This window comes from Chimaeribacter sp. YP20170169, assembly GCF_056739715.1.
Genome location: NZ_CP176824.1, coordinates 2,216,534 through 2,230,572, shown reverse-complemented (window position 1 = coordinate 2,230,572; position 14,039 = coordinate 2,216,534). Strand labels below are relative to the sequence as shown.

At 59.9% G+C, this 14,039-nt stretch carries 10 protein-coding genes and 1 other RNA gene; 6 read left to right on the top strand and 5 right to left on the bottom strand.

The features are described from left to right. Positions 1-28: 28 nt before the first annotated feature. Both ACK3SD_RS09970 and ACK3SD_RS09965 read left to right on the top strand, forming a co-directional pair. Positions 29-757 carry an EAL domain-containing protein gene (locus ACK3SD_RS09970; protein WP_481125374.1) on the top strand — a complete coding sequence of 243 codons (729 nt, stop codon included), beginning with the start codon at positions 29-31 and terminating at the stop codon, positions 755-757. Positions 758-826: 69 nt separating this feature from the next. Then, on the top strand, positions 827-2,269 hold the full coding sequence (locus ACK3SD_RS09965) for a protein adenylyltransferase SelO (RefSeq protein ID WP_481125373.1): 1,443 nt from the start codon (positions 827-829) through the stop codon (positions 2,267-2,269). Between the two features lie 46 nt (positions 2,270-2,315). Here ACK3SD_RS09965 and ACK3SD_RS09960 read toward each other — a convergent pair whose 3' ends face one another. Together ACK3SD_RS09960 and ppsR are read right to left on the bottom strand one after the other, a co-directional pair. Then, the gene (locus tag ACK3SD_RS09960; protein ID WP_481125372.1) at positions 2,316-3,362 is read right to left on the bottom strand and encodes a 3-deoxy-7-phosphoheptulonate synthase; all 1,047 of its coding nucleotides are present in this window, start codon (positions 3,360-3,362) and stop codon (positions 2,316-2,318) included. 151 nt (positions 3,363-3,513) lie between these two features. Further along, positions 3,514-4,335, bottom strand: coding sequence for a posphoenolpyruvate synthetase regulatory kinase/phosphorylase PpsR (gene ppsR / locus ACK3SD_RS09955; protein WP_481125371.1), 822 nt, complete (start codon positions 4,333-4,335; stop codon positions 3,514-3,516). 445 nt (positions 4,336-4,780) lie between these two features. On the opposite strand from ppsR, the gene ppsA reads away from it, so the two are divergent. Next, a complete protein-coding gene (gene ppsA, locus ACK3SD_RS09950) occupies positions 4,781-7,162 on the top strand; it encodes a phosphoenolpyruvate synthase (protein ID WP_137763409.1) in 2,382 nt (793 codons plus the stop codon). Positions 7,163-7,415: 253 nt separating this feature from the next. On the opposite strand, the gene rprA is transcribed toward ppsA, so the two are convergent. Together rprA and ydiK are read right to left on the bottom strand one after the other, a co-directional pair. Continuing rightward, an RNA gene (gene rprA / locus ACK3SD_RS09945) (antisense sRNA RprA) lies at positions 7,416-7,530 on the bottom strand. A gap of 251 nt (positions 7,531-7,781) precedes the next feature. After that, complete coding sequence (gene ydiK / locus ACK3SD_RS09940; RefSeq protein WP_137763408.1) at positions 7,782-8,885, bottom strand: AI-2E family transporter YdiK; 1,104 nt, start codon at positions 8,883-8,885, stop codon at positions 7,782-7,784. Positions 8,886-9,182: 297 nt separating this feature from the next. Between ydiK and ydiJ the strand changes: the two genes are divergently transcribed. Beyond that, on the top strand, positions 9,183-12,236 hold the full coding sequence (gene ydiJ, locus ACK3SD_RS09935; RefSeq protein ID WP_481125370.1) for a D-2-hydroxyglutarate dehydrogenase YdiJ: 3,054 nt from the start codon (positions 9,183-9,185) through the stop codon (positions 12,234-12,236). Beyond that, positions 12,236-12,658, top strand: coding sequence for a hotdog fold thioesterase (locus tag ACK3SD_RS09930; RefSeq protein WP_481127528.1), 423 nt, complete (start codon positions 12,236-12,238; stop codon positions 12,656-12,658). Before ydiJ ends, ACK3SD_RS09930 begins: the two co-directional genes overlap by 1 nt. Positions 12,659-12,689: 31 nt before the next feature. Here ACK3SD_RS09930 and ACK3SD_RS09925 read toward each other — a convergent pair whose 3' ends face one another. Further along, entirely contained in the window at positions 12,690-13,094 is a 405-nt protein-coding gene (locus ACK3SD_RS09925) for a hypothetical protein (RefSeq protein WP_481125369.1), read from the bottom strand. 548 nt (positions 13,095-13,642) lie between these two features. Between ACK3SD_RS09925 and sufA the strand changes: the two genes are divergently transcribed. After that, positions 13,643-14,032 (top strand): Fe-S cluster assembly scaffold SufA, encoded by a 390-nt coding sequence (sufA, locus tag ACK3SD_RS09920; protein ID WP_370465557.1) that lies wholly within the window; start codon positions 13,643-13,645, stop codon positions 14,030-14,032. The last annotated feature ends 7 nt before the right edge of the window (positions 14,033-14,039 follow it).

Below are 14,039 nucleotides of genomic sequence, written 5' to 3'. Positions count from 1 at the left end.
AACATCGTGGTGCCCGTTTGGAACAGAGATGAAAATACAACGCGACACGGCTTTCATCAGTACCTTTGCCTTCCAGCCCATCTATACCCTTCAGGGCAAGCTGCTGGCAGTGGAGTTGATCGTCCGTTTTAACAGTGAAGACCATAAGCTCAGCGCGCCCACCGAGCTGGTGATGAAATCCCTGGAGCGCGAGCAGGTGGTGGCACTGCTGGCGGAGCAGCTGGCCTGGGCGGAGCAGCATGCCGACTGGTTTCAGCGGGCGGGCGTCTCGCTGAACCTGAACATTGGCGAACCGGCGGCGCGCGCCATCGTGCAGGAGAGCGTCTTGCGCCGCCATTTGATGGCGCTGCCCTTTATCCACCTGGAGATTGTTGAATCCTTTCCCTCCCTATCGAGCGGCAAGCGCAACCCGGTGCTGGCGGCGCTGCGGCGCGACTTCACCCTCTGGCTGGACAACTTCGGCTCCGGCAGCGCTACCCTGACCCCGCTGTTTGACGGCCTGTTCGACTATGTGAAGGTGGACAAGACCTTCTTCTGGCAGCTGGTGGATGGCGATCACTTCACCATTGTCATGCCCTCCCTGATCCGCAACGTCAACCGCTTCTGCCACGGCATCATTATTGAGGGGGCGGACAGCCGTATCTATTTTAACGCCTTTTCCGAGCTGCCGTTGGCTGGCGTCCAGGGGCAACTCTGGCCGGGCCGTGAAGGCGGCCAGCTGGACAGCCTACTGATCCCCCCGCCGGAGTTTGATTGACGTCGCCACTGCCATTGAGCGGTGTCAATTGCCTGCCCGGCGTTCTACACTGTGTGCAGGGGGACATTTATGCCACATTTTGATAACACCTATTTTTCACGCCTGCCCGGTTTCTACACGGCCCTGACACCCACGCCACTGAAAAACGCCCGCCTGCTCTACCACAGCGAACCGCTGGCGCAGGAGCTGGGGCTAGATGCCAGTTGGTTCAGCCCGGAGAACAATCCGGTGTGGGCCGGCGAACGCCTACTGCCGGGGATGCAGCCGCTGGCGCAGGTCTACAGCGGCCACCAGTTTGGCGTCTGGGCCGGCCAGTTGGGCGATGGCCGCGGCATTCTGCTCGGTGAGCAGCAACTGGCGGATGGCCGCCACCTGGACTGGCACCTGAAAGGGGCAGGGCTGACGCCCTATTCACGCATGGGCGATGGCCGCGCGGTGGTGCGTTCAGTGGTGCGGGAGTTTTTGGCGTCCGAGGCGCTGCATCACCTGGGCATTCCGACCACCCGTGCGTTGACCATTGTCACCAGCGATGAGCCGGTCTACCGCGAGCGCGAGGAGCGCGGGGCGATGCTGCTACGGGTGGCGGAGAGCCATGTGCGGTTTGGCCATTTCGAGCACTTCTACTACCGGCAGCAGCCGAATCAGGTGCGCCAGCTGGCGGACTATGTCATCCATAAGCACTGGCCGCAGCTTGAGGGTGAGCCGGATCGCTATGCGCGCTGGCTGACGGACGTGGTGGAGCGCACCGCGCGGCTGATGGCGCACTGGCAGACGGTGGGCTTTGCCCACGGGGTGATGAACACCGACAATATGTCGATTCTGGGCCTAACCATCGACTTCGGCCCGTTTGGTTTCCTTGATGACTACCAGCCCGGCTACATCTGCAACCACTCCGACTATCAGGGGCGCTACGCCTTTGACAACCAGCCAGCAGTGGCCTTCTGGAACCTGCACCGGCTGGCGCAGGCGCTCTCTGACCTGATGAGCACCGAGGTGCTACAAACGGCGCTGGCGGCCTATGAGCCAGCGCTTATGGCCGCCTTTGGTGAGCGGATGCGCGCCAAGCTGGGGCTGTTCACGCAGGACAAGCGGGACAATGATGTGCTAACCGGCCTGCTCGGCCTGATGGCGAACGAAGGGCGTGACTATACCCGCACCTTCCGCCTGCTAAGCGACGTGCAGCAGGAGGAGCGGGTATCGCCGCTGCGCGATGAGTTTATCGATCGTGAGGCGTTTGACCGCTGGTATCAGGGCTACCGCGAGCGGCTGGTGCAGGAGGGCGTCAGTGACGCCCAGCGGCAGGCGGCGATGAAGGCGGTGAATCCGCGCATCATCCTGCGCAACTATCTGGCGCAGCAGGCGATTGATGGCGCCGAGAAAGAGGACACCGCGATATTGCGCCGTTTGCATCAGGCGTTACGCGACCCCTACAGCGACGACCCCGCCTACGCAGAGTTTGCCGCGCTGCCGCCGGACTGGGGCAAGCACCTGGAGATCTCCTGCTCCAGCTAAAAAAAAGCCTTGCTGCGGCAAGGCTTTTTTATGCTTAACGTTGGGATCAGAAGCGGCTGTCAACCGCATCCGCCAGCATCGCCAACAGGCGCTGGCTGTCTGCCCAGTTGAGGCAAGGATCGGTGATGGACTGGCCGTAGGTCAACGGCTCGCCAGCGATCACCTGCTGGGTGCCCTCTACCAGGAAGCTCTCCGCCATGATGCCAGCAATCTGTGTGCTGCCTTGGCGAATCTGCTGGCAGATGTCAGCGGCCACATCCAGCTGACGACGGTGGATTTTCTGGCAGTTGCCGTGGCTGAAGTCCACCACCACCCGCTCTGGCAGGGCGAACTCGCGCAGGTTGTCACACGCCTGTTGGATAAACTCTGCCTGATAGTTGGGCATTTTGCCGCCACGCATGATGATGTGACCATAAGGGTTGCCGCTGGTTTGGTAGACCGTCATCTGGCCGCCCTTGTCCGGCGACAGGAACATGTGGCTGGCGCGCGCGGCGCGGATGGCGTCAATCGCAATGCGGGTATTGCCGTCGGTGCCATTCTTGAAGCCCACCGGGCAGGAGAGGGCGGAGGCCATTTCACGGTGGATCTGGCTCTCGGTGGTGCGCGCGCCGATGGCGCCCCAGCTGATCAGGTCAGCGATATACTGGCCGATCACCATATCCAAAAATTCAGTGGCGGTCGGCAGGCCCATCTCGTTCACGGCCAGCAGCAGGCGGCGAGCCAGCTCAATGCCCTCATTGACCCGGAAGCTGCCATCCAGATGTGGATCGGAGATCAGCCCCTTCCAGCCCACCACGGTGCGCGGCTTCTCAAAGTAGGTGCGCATCACAATCTCCAGACGATCCTGGTATTGCAGGCGCAAGGCGTTCAGTTGCTGGGCGTAGTCAATGGCCGCCTCCACATCGTGGATGGAGCAGGGGCCAATCACTACCAGCAGGCGTCGGTCATCGCCATTCACGATCTTCTCAATGCGTTGGCGCGCCGCCGTTACCCCGTCCGCCACCCGCGCCGAGATTGGCAGCCGGTCAGCCAGCGCCTGCGGGGTGATCAGGGTGTCGATGCGCGTGCTCCGCAATTCATCGGTCTTTTTCATAGGGATCTCAAAATTAGTTCTTCTCTGCGGCAGAAGTGCCGGGAAGTGATGGCGATCACAATAAAGCAAATTCCGCTGATTTCAACCACCCACCGCGCATTCTGTGGGCGCGGTAGGGGAAGCTGGCGCGGGGGATGCGCCAGAGGGGGCGTCAGAACAGGCGGCGGCTCATGCCGAAGCTGTCGAGGATTTTGGTGGAGATCTCTTCTACCGAGTAGTTGGTGCTGTTGAGGTAGCGGATCTGGTGCTTGCGGAACAGCGCCTCCACCTCTGACACCTCCATCCGGCACTGGCGCAGGGAGGCGTAACGGCTGTTTTCGCGCCGCTCCTCGCGGATGGCCGCCAGCCGCTCCGGGTTGATGGTCAGCCCGAACAGCTTGTGGTGGTAGGGGCGCAGGGCCGCCGGTAGCTGGATGTTGTCCATGTCATCGGCGGTGAAGGGGTAGTTGGCGGCGCGCACGCCAAACTGCATCGCCAGATAGAGGCTGGTGGGCGTCTTGCCACAGCGCGATACGCCAAGCAGGATCACCTGGGCCTGATCGAGGTTGCGCAACGAGATGCCGTCATCGTGGGCTAGGGTGTAGTCAATCGCCGCGATGCGCGCGTCATATTTGCTAAGGTTGCTCTCTGTCAGGCCGTGGGTGCGGTTGGCGACCGGCGTCGGCGCCATGCCCAGCTCCTGTTGCAGCGGTGCCACCAGCGCCTGCACGATGTCCTGACAGAACCCCTCGCTGCCGTTGATGATGTCGCGTACCGCTGGCGAGATGATGGAGTAGAACACCAGCGGCCGCACGCCGCTCTTTTGGTAGATCTCATTGATCTGCTGGCAGACCGCTCTGGCGCGCCCCTCATTCTCCACGAAGGGCAGCGAGAAGATGGTGGATTTGATAGGAAACTGCGACAGCACCGCGTGGCCCAGCACCTCGGCGGTAATTGCCGTGCCGTCAGAAATATAAAATACACACCTTTCCATTTATCCCTCCGTTAATCCTTAGTGACCAGCCAGACTTTCCGGCTTTTCCCCAGTCTGGCACAGAGAAGATCGGCAGGCGAATGAAAAGCGGTAAAGCGTGAGGCACTCTGGCAAATGACATGTTGTTTTAGCGCGTTAATCCAGCTCTTGCCAATTAACCGCATGGCACGACCCAGGGAAGTATTAAATTTCATTATTCCATTTGATGGAAATTAAATTTCGCTTACCAGTGAGATATATAACTAACTAGATATATTTCAATGTCTTGAATATTTTCGGCCGAGGCAACGCCAACCGGGATTAATCCTAAAGAGCAGACTTTGTGGTGTTGTATCGATTCACCCAGTAAAGCCATATGGAGCATTATGCTAGTCTGACATTGCCGAACCTGATGTTGGGTTTTGCATCCGTTTGTATCTTACTGAATATCAAAAGGATTGCCTCGATGTCCAATAAAGAGCCTGACGTGCGTAATATCCTCTGGTACAACCAGCTGGGCATGCAAGACGTAGATAAAGTGGGGGGCAAGAATGCTTCTCTGGGTGAAATGATTACCAACCTCTCTGAGCTGGGCGTCTCCGTGCCGAACGGTTTTGCGACCACCGCGCAGGCGTTTAACGACTTCCTGGATCAGAGCGGCGTCAACCAGCGTATCTATCAGTTGCTGGACCAGACCGATATTGATGACGTCACCGAACTGGCCAAAGCGGGCACCCAGATCCGCCAGTGGATTGTGGACACCCCTTTCCAGCCGGAACTGGAGCAGGCGATCCGTGACGCGTATGAGCAACTCTCCGCCGATGACCCAGAGGCCTCCTTCGCCGTGCGCTCCTCGGCCACCGCCGAGGATATGCCAGACGCCTCCTTCGCCGGCCAGCAGGAGACCTTCCTCAACGTGCAGGGCTTTGATGCGGTGCTGGTGGCGGTGAAGCATGTCTATGCCTCGCTGTTCAACGACCGCGCCATCTCCTACCGTGTGCATCAGGGCTATGACCACCGTGGCGTGGCGCTCTCCGCCGGTGTGCAGCGCATGGTGCGCTCCGACCTGGCCTCCGCAGGCGTGATGTTTACCATTGACACCGAATCGGGCTTTGACCAGGTGGTGTTCATCACCGCCGCCTATGGGCTGGGTGAGATGGTGGTGCAGGGCGCGGTCAACCCCGACGAGTTCTACGTCCACAAGCCGACGCTGGCCAACGGCAAGCCGGCCATCGTGCGCCGCACCCTTGGGTCGAAAAAGATCCGCATGGTCTACGCCGCCAGCCAGGAGCATGGCAAGCAGGTCAGGATTGAGGATGTGCCAGAGGCCGACCGCAGCCGCTTCTGCCTGACCAATGAAGAGGTGCAGGCGCTGGCGCAGCAGGCAGTGCAGATTGAGCAGCACTATGGCCGGCCGATGGACATCGAGTGGGCGAAGGATGGTCACACCGGCAAGCTGTTTATCGTGCAGGCGCGGCCGGAGACAGTGCGCTCCAACGGCCAGGTGATGGAGCGCTACCAGCTCAACAGCAGCGGCAAGGTGCTGGTGGAGGGGCGTGCCATCGGCCACCGCATCGGCGCTGGCCCGGTGAAGGTGATCCATGACATCAGTGAGATGAACCGCATCCAGAGCGGCGACGTGCTGGTCACGGACATGACCGACCCCGATTGGGAGCCGATCATGAAGAAGGCGTCGGCCATCGTCACCAACCGTGGCGGCCGCACCTGCCACGCGGCGATCATCGCTCGTGAGCTGGGCATCCCGGCGGTGGTGGGCTGTGGCGACGCCACCGAACGCCTGCAGGAGAACCAGAAGGTCACCGTCTCCTGTGCCGAGGGCGATACCGGCTACGTCTACGGCGACCTGCTGGACTTCAGCGTACAGAGCTCCACCGTCGATGCGCTGCCCGAGCTGCCGCTGAAGATCATGATGAACGTCGGCAACCCCGATCGCGCCTTTGATTTCGCCTGCCTGCCGAATGAGGGGGTGGGGCTGGCGCGGCTGGAATTTATCATCAACCGCATGATCGGCGTCCACCCGCGTGCGCTGCTGGAGTTTGACCAGCAGGAGCCAGCGTTGCAGGCCGAGATCCGCACCCTGATGCAGGGCTATGACGATCCGGTGGAGTTCTACGTGGCGCGCCTGACCGAGGGAATCGCTACCCTGGGCGCGGCCTTCTGGCCGAAACGCGTGATTGTGCGCCTCTCGGACTTTAAGTCCAATGAGTACGCCAACCTGGTGGGCGGCGAGAAGTATGAGCCGCATGAGGAGAACCCGATGCTCGGCTTCCGTGGCGCAGGCCGCTACGTGGCGGACAGCTTCCGCGCCTGCTTCGCGCTGGAGTGTGAGGCGATGAAACGGGTGCGCAATGAGATGGGGCTAACCAACGTCGAGGTGATGGTGCCGTTCGTGCGTACCGTGGCGCAGGCCGAGGCAGTGGTGGCCGAGCTGGCGGCGCAGGGGCTGAAGCGTGGCGAAAATGGCCTGAAGGTGATCATGATGTGCGAGATCCCCTCTAACGCCCTGCTGGCTGACCAGTTCCTAGCGCACTTTGATGGCTTCTCCATCGGCTCCAATGACATGACGCAGCTGGCGTTGGGGCTGGATCGTGACTCCGGCGTGGTCTCCGAGCTGTTTGATGAGCGCAACGAGGCGGTGAAGGCGCTGCTCTCAATGGCAATCAAGGCGGCCAAACGGCAGGGCAAATATGTCGGCATCTGCGGGCAGGGGCCATCCGACCATGAGGATTTCGCCGCCTGGCTGATGGATGAGGGCATTGATAGCTTGTCGCTCAACCCGGACACCGTGGTGCAAACCTGGATGAACCTGGCGGCCAAGCCAGCCTAATCCCAGTTTACCCCCCTTTAAACCACGGCTCCGGCCGTGGTTTTTTTATGGTAATAACCAAGGGCAACCTTTTTTAAATTTTGTCGCGCTCGTTCCTCATTTTTTATGCCAGCGCAAAGGGCAGGACAATAATTTTTCTTTGTGAGTGTGATGAGAAAGGAAACGAAATGGTCAGGCCAGTGAATATCACGCTGGGAAGGGGCGAGGGCAGTAAACTGTTTTGCCGCCGGGAAATAGAGGGCAAAAATTATAGGCAAAAAAAAGCCCATCATAGGATGACGGGCAAAGACTACACACAGCAATTCGATGATTCACTATACTCACTCAGGGGAAAGGTTGTATATAAATCAGTGGGTTGAAATCCGAATTACCAATAATACTAGAGAGATGGGGCGGGAGAGTCTTTAAGAATCATCCTAATCATTAGGGTCTAATGAGATAAATGATTAACATCATTAACCATTTCTTGACGCCGATCGCTATTTATCATGAGAAATAGCCTAAGGGCAGGGTGATTTTACTCTGTTTTTATCAATCGGGCGGCGAAGTTAGCGGCCGACCAATAATTTTACCGCCAGCCAGAGGAATTCAGTATGGCTACACTGTCTGGCGGAATTATTTATTTAATATCGTCCAGCCCATGGCCAGCATCACGCTGATCTTTTTCTGGCTCCGGCGCTTCACTGACCCAGACCGAGATCAGCCGGTAGGAGACCGCCAGCACCACCGGGCCAATGAACAGGCCAATCATGCCGAAGGCCAGCAGGCCGCCGATAACGCCAGAGAGGATCAGGATCATCGGCAGGTCGGCGCCCATGCGAATCAGCACCGGGCGCAGGACGTTATCCAGCGTGCCCACCACACAGCTCCACACCAGCAGCACGGTGCCCCAGGTGGTATCGCCCGACCAGTAGAGCCAGATAATCGCCGGGATCAGTACCAGCAGCGGCCCCAGTTGGGCCACGCAGAGGGTGAACATCACTACCGTCAGCAGGGTCGCGTAGGGGATGCCGGCAATCGCCAGCCCCACGCCGCCCAGTACCGCCTGCACAATGGCGGTCACCACTACCCCCAGCGCCACGGCACGGATCGCCTGACCGGCCAGCAGCACCGCCGCGTCGCCGCGCTCGGCCGCCAGACGGTAGGCAAAGTGGCGGATTCCCATGCCAACCTGCTCGCCACGGCTGTAGAGCAGGGCGCTAAACAGCACCATCAGCGCACAGTGCATGATAAAGCGGCCAAGGTGCGCCGCCTGAATGCCAACCCAGCTGGCGGTGCGGCCAATGTAGGGTTGCAGCTTCGCCACCAGCGCGCTGCCACCGCCATCCAGCAGGCTATTCCAGCCGTGGTAGAACTTATCGCCCACCATCGGGATGTCACGCAGCCACTCCAGCGTCGGCAGTTTCAACTGCGACGGATCGCTCGCCAGCGCCACCAGCGGCGCGCCATTCTCAATGGCGCTGTTGACCAGCAGGGCAATTGGCAGCACAAACAGCAGGATCAGCATCAGGGTCATCACCAACACCGCCAGCGAACGGCGGCCCCAGAGGATCCCCTGCAGTTTAATCAGCAGCGGCCAGGTGGCGATCACCACCATGCTGGCCCAGGCAAAGCCGAGGATAAAGGGCTGCACCACCCAGATGCTGGCGATGGTCATCAGCGAGATGAACAGGACGCCAAACATAATCTGCGGCAGATCATAATTCTTATTCGAATACATCATGGAAGAGTCTCATCTCATTAAACGGCGTTATGCCTTGATAGAACGACTGTATCATGGCGCATTATAGGGAGTTTTTCCTGTTGGCATCAGGATTAGTTGTTAGCCGCAGCGGCTGAAAAGCGTTAAGGTGGCGGCGCGTTAAAAAAGGAAGTGTGGTAGTTTTTCTGGGCAACGTAGGCCGTAAAACATTATCCGCAACCAAAAAGGGTAAGGTGCGGCAGACAGGAAGGGCCTGCGTACTCGGTTCTCCGGCGAGACAGGCGTGAACACAACAACCGACGGACAGGGTCAACAGCAATGATCCCACAGATATCTCAGGCACCTGGGCTGATTCAGCGGGTGCTGGATTTTTTGGAAGCTTTAAAGAAGAACGGGTTTAACGGCGATACCGCCACCAGCTATGCCGACCGCCTGACCATGGCGACTGACAACAGCGTCTACCAGCTGATGCCGGACGCGGTGGTCTTCCCGCGCTCCACCTCCGACGTGGCGCTGCTGGCGCGCATCGCTGGCGAGGAGCGTTTCCGCTCCCTGACCTTCACCCCGCGCGGCGGCGGCACCGGCACCAATGGCCAGGCCCTCAATGCTGGCATTGTGGTGGACATGTCGCGTTACATGAACCGCATCCTGGATCTCAACCTGGAGCAGGGCTGGGTAAAGGTGGAGGCGGGCGTCATCAAGGATCAGCTCAATGACTACCTGAAGCCCTTCGGCTACTTCTTCTCCCCTGAACTCTCCACCAGCAACCGCGCCACCCTCGGCGGCATGATCAACACGGACGCCTCCGGGCAAGGCTCGCTGGTCTATGGCAAAACCTCCGACCACGTGCTAGGGCTGCGCGCCATCCTGCTGGGCGGCGAGATCCTCGATACCCGCGCCATGCCTACCGCGCTGGCGGAGCAGCTGACCAAGGAGCAGTCGCCCACTGGCGCCATCTACCGCACCGTGCTGGGGCGCTGCCGTGAGCAGCGCCAATTGATTCTGGAGAAGTTCCCGCAGCTCAACCGCTTCCTCACCGGCTATGACCTGCGCCATGTACTGAGCGATGACCTGCAAACGTTCGACCTGACGCGCATCCTGACCGGGGCCGAGGGGACGCTGGCCTTTATTACCGAGGCGCGCCTTAACATCACGCGCATCCCCAAGGTGCGGCGGCTGGTCAACGTCAAGTATGACTCCTTCGACTCTGCGCTGCGCAACGCCCCCTTTATGGTGCGCGCCAACGCCCTGTCGGTGGAGACGGTCGATTCGCGCGTGCTCAATCTGGCGCGTGAGGACATTGTCTGGCACTCGGTGAAGGCGCTGATCACCGACGTGCCGAACCAGGAGATGCTGGGGCTAAACATCGTTGAGTTCGCTGGCGACGACCATGATTTGATTGAAAATCAGGTGACCGACCTCTGCTCGCGGCTGGATGGGCTGATGGCCGACCGCAAGGATGGCGTGATTGGCTATCAGGTGTGCGGCGAACTGGCGGACATTGAGCGCATCTACGCGATGCGCAAAAAGGCGGTGGGCCTGCTCGGCAACGCCAAGGGGCAGGCCAAGCCGCTGCCCTTCGCCGAGGACACCTGTGTGCCGCCGCAACACCTGGCCGACTACATCGTCGAGTTCCGCCAACTGCTCGACAGCCACAACCTGAGCTACGGCATGTTCGGCCACGTCGATGCCGGGGTGCTGCACGTGCGCCCGGCGCTGGACATGTGCGACCCGCGCCAGGAGGTGCTGCTCAAGCAGATCTCTGATGAGGTGGTGGCGCTGACCGCCCGCTATGGCGGGCTGCTGTGGGGCGAGCATGGCAAGGGTTTCCGCGCCGAGTACAGCCCGGCCTTCTTCGGTGAGACGCTCTACACCGAGTTGCGCCGCATCAAGTCAGCCTTTGATCCGGACAACCGCCTCAACCCCGGCAAGATCTGCCCGCCGCTGGAGCGGGATGATCCGATGATGAAGGTGGACGCGGTGAAGCGCGGCACCTATGACCGCCGCATCCCGCTCTCAGTGCGCACCTCCTTCCGTGGCGCAATGGAGTGCAACGGCAATGGCCTGTGCTTCAACTTTGATGTCAAAAGCCCGATGTGCCCGTCAATGAAGATCACCGGCAACCGCATCCACTCGCCCAAGGGGCGTGCCGGGTTGGTGCGGGAGTGGCTACGCCTGTTGGCGGAGCAGGGGGTCGATCCGCTGGAGCTGGAGAAGCGCCTGAGCGAAAACCGCGTCAGCCTGCGCGGCATGATTGAGCGCACGCGCAACAGCTGGCACGCCAGCAAGGGCGAGTATGACTTCTCCCACGAGGTAAAGGAGGCGATGTCTGGCTGTCTGGCCTGCAAGGCCTGCTCGACCCAGTGCCCGATCAAGATTGACGTGCCCGGCTTCCGCTCGCGCTTCTTGCAGCTCTACCACACCCGCTACCTGCGCCCGGCGCGTGACCACCTGGTGGCCAGCGTCGAGAGCTACACCCCGCTGATGGCAAAGGCGCCGCGGGTGTTCAACTTCTTCTTCCGCCAGCCTTGGGTGCGTGACCTGAGCCGCAACGCGCTCGGCATGGTTGACCTGCCGCTGCTCTCCAGCCCGACGCTGAAGCAGCAGCTGCTGGGCCACCGCGCCACCACCATGACGCTGGAGCAGCTGGAAGCGGTGCCACGCGATGAGCGCAACCAGTATGTGCTGATTGTGCAAGACCCCTTCACCAGCTACTACGACGCCGAGGTGGTGAGCGATCTGGTCTATCTGGTGGAGAAGCTTGGCCTGCGGCCGGTGCTGCTGCCCTTTGCGCCGAACGGCAAGGCGCAGCACATCAAGGGCTTTTTGGTGCGCTTTGCCAAGACCGCACGCAAGACGGCGGATCTCCTCAACCGCCTCGCCCAGCTCGACATGCCGATGGTGGGCGTCGATCCGGCGCTGGTGCTCTGCTACCGCGAAGAGTACCAGCAGGTGCTCGGCGAGAGCCGTGGCAGCTTCCAGGTGCAGCTGGTGCACGAGTGGCTGACGCAGGCGCTGGCGGCGCGCCCGGCGCAACAGATCAGCGGTGAGTCCTGGTACTTGTTCGGCCACTGCACCGAGACCACCTCGCTCCCCTCCAGCAGCCAGCAGTGGGCGGCAATCTTTGCCCGCTACGGCGCGAAGCTGGAGAACATCAGCGTCGGGTGCTGCGGCATGGCCGGCACCTATGGCCATGAGGCGAAAAACATCGCCAACTCCCTCGGCATCTATGAGCTGTCGTGGCACCAGTCGTTGCAGCGCCTGCCGCGCCAGCGCTGTCTGGCGACCGGCTACTCCTGCCGCAGCCAGGTGAAGCGCATTGAGGGCAACGGCCTGCGCCATCCGTTGCAGGCCCTGCTGGAGCTGATGTGATGATCTGGCAACGCCACGCCACGCTGGAGGCGCTCAACCAGATGGGGCAGGGGAACATGGTCGGCCACCTCGGCATCCAATTCACGCGGCTGGAGCCTACCTGGCTGGAGGCGACCATGCCGGTGGACGCCCGCACCACCCAGCCCTTTGGCCTGCTGCATGGCGGCGCGTCAGTGGTGCTGGCAGAGACGCTGGGTTCAGTGGCAGGCTACCTCTGTAGCCGCGAGGGGCAGCAGGTGGTGGGGCTGGAGGTAAATGCCAACCACCTGCGCGCGGTGCGCGGCGGCAAGGTGCGCGGCATTTGCCGGGCGCTGCACACTGGGCGGCGGCATCAGGTGTGGCAGATTGAGATTGAGGATGAGCAGGGCCAGCGCTGTTGCGTGGCGCGGCTCACCACCTCAATCATCGACGCCCCGGCCTGAAATAAGCACGGGGGCCATCTGGTCCCCGTGCTTACAGTGGGTTGGGCACCCGCTTGAGGAAATCACTCTGGAAGGCGCTCGCCTTCTCCCAGATGCCCAGCAGCATGTAGTGCTGGCAGATCAGTTTCAGCGTATGGCGGGCAAAGGTGTAACACTGTACGCGGAACAGGTACTCACGCTCGGGGTTGTTGATCTCCAGAATCAGCCGGTTGTGCAACTTGCCCAGCGCGTGCACATAGCTCTCCTCATCGCCATTCATCGCACACAGGTTGGCCATCTCCAGACTGACCCGGTTATAGCGCGTAAGCTGTTCAACGCCCGCCTGCGGGCGGTTCAGCGCGGCGTCGGCCATATAAAAATCCACCGTCGCGTCACGTACCTGGAACTTATAATCGTCAATTTTGCCTTGCAGCCAGGCATTCACGGAAACCGTCATGGGTGTCCCACAGATTATGAATGATAATTATTATCATATGCACAAATTTCATGGCGATCAACGGTTGTAGATCCTCTTTTACGTCCTCATGTAACTAAGAAGCAACAAAGCCCGTCAAACAGGTTTCGCTTCATTGTCAGGACCTGTAAAATAAATAGGTATTTCCGATAGATCTTCAGTGATCGGCTGATCGTTTAAATTGTTACATTGAATAAACTCTGTGGCGCAAAATCGTTAACATTAAATTCACAACAATTTCAATGCGTTCTGGCTGCGCCCGCCTAGCGCGCGTGGAATCAGAAGCCTGGCCCGCCTGCCTGTGGCCCCTCAGATGGGGTAACAATCGGTATACCCTCTCAAAACAAGAGGTTGAAGTGATTTCTCTTATCACTAAGATAGTCGCTATGCGACAACGCCGCCAGGCCGCCGGCTCAACTGGTCAGTGCCGATACACTATAATTTAGGTAAGAACAGATTGGGCGTCATGCGGGTTTTGTCAACGAAACAGGCCGGTGCGCACAATTATTGCTCATTATGAGGTGGTTACCATGCAGACAGAGAATACGTTGCCAAAAGAGAATGTCGGCACTTTCTCGTTGGAAGAGAACATCTGGCAGGGACTGACATTAACCGAAACGGCTGCCCAGCAGATCAAGAAGCTGGTTGAGCAAGACCCTGAGATCAAGGGGCTACAACTGGCCGTGAAGCAGTCCGGCTGCGCGGGCTTTGGTTACGTCCTCGACCTGACCAAAAACCCGGCTGATGACGATCTGGTGTTTGAGCTGGATGGGGCGCGGCTCTATGTTCCGCTGAAAGCCATGCCGTTTATCGACGGTACTGAGGTCGATTTTGTCCGCGAAGGGCTGAATCAGATTTTTAAATTTAACAATCCTAAAGCTCAACATGCCTGCGGGTGTGGTGAGAGCTTTGGCGTTTAAGTGAACT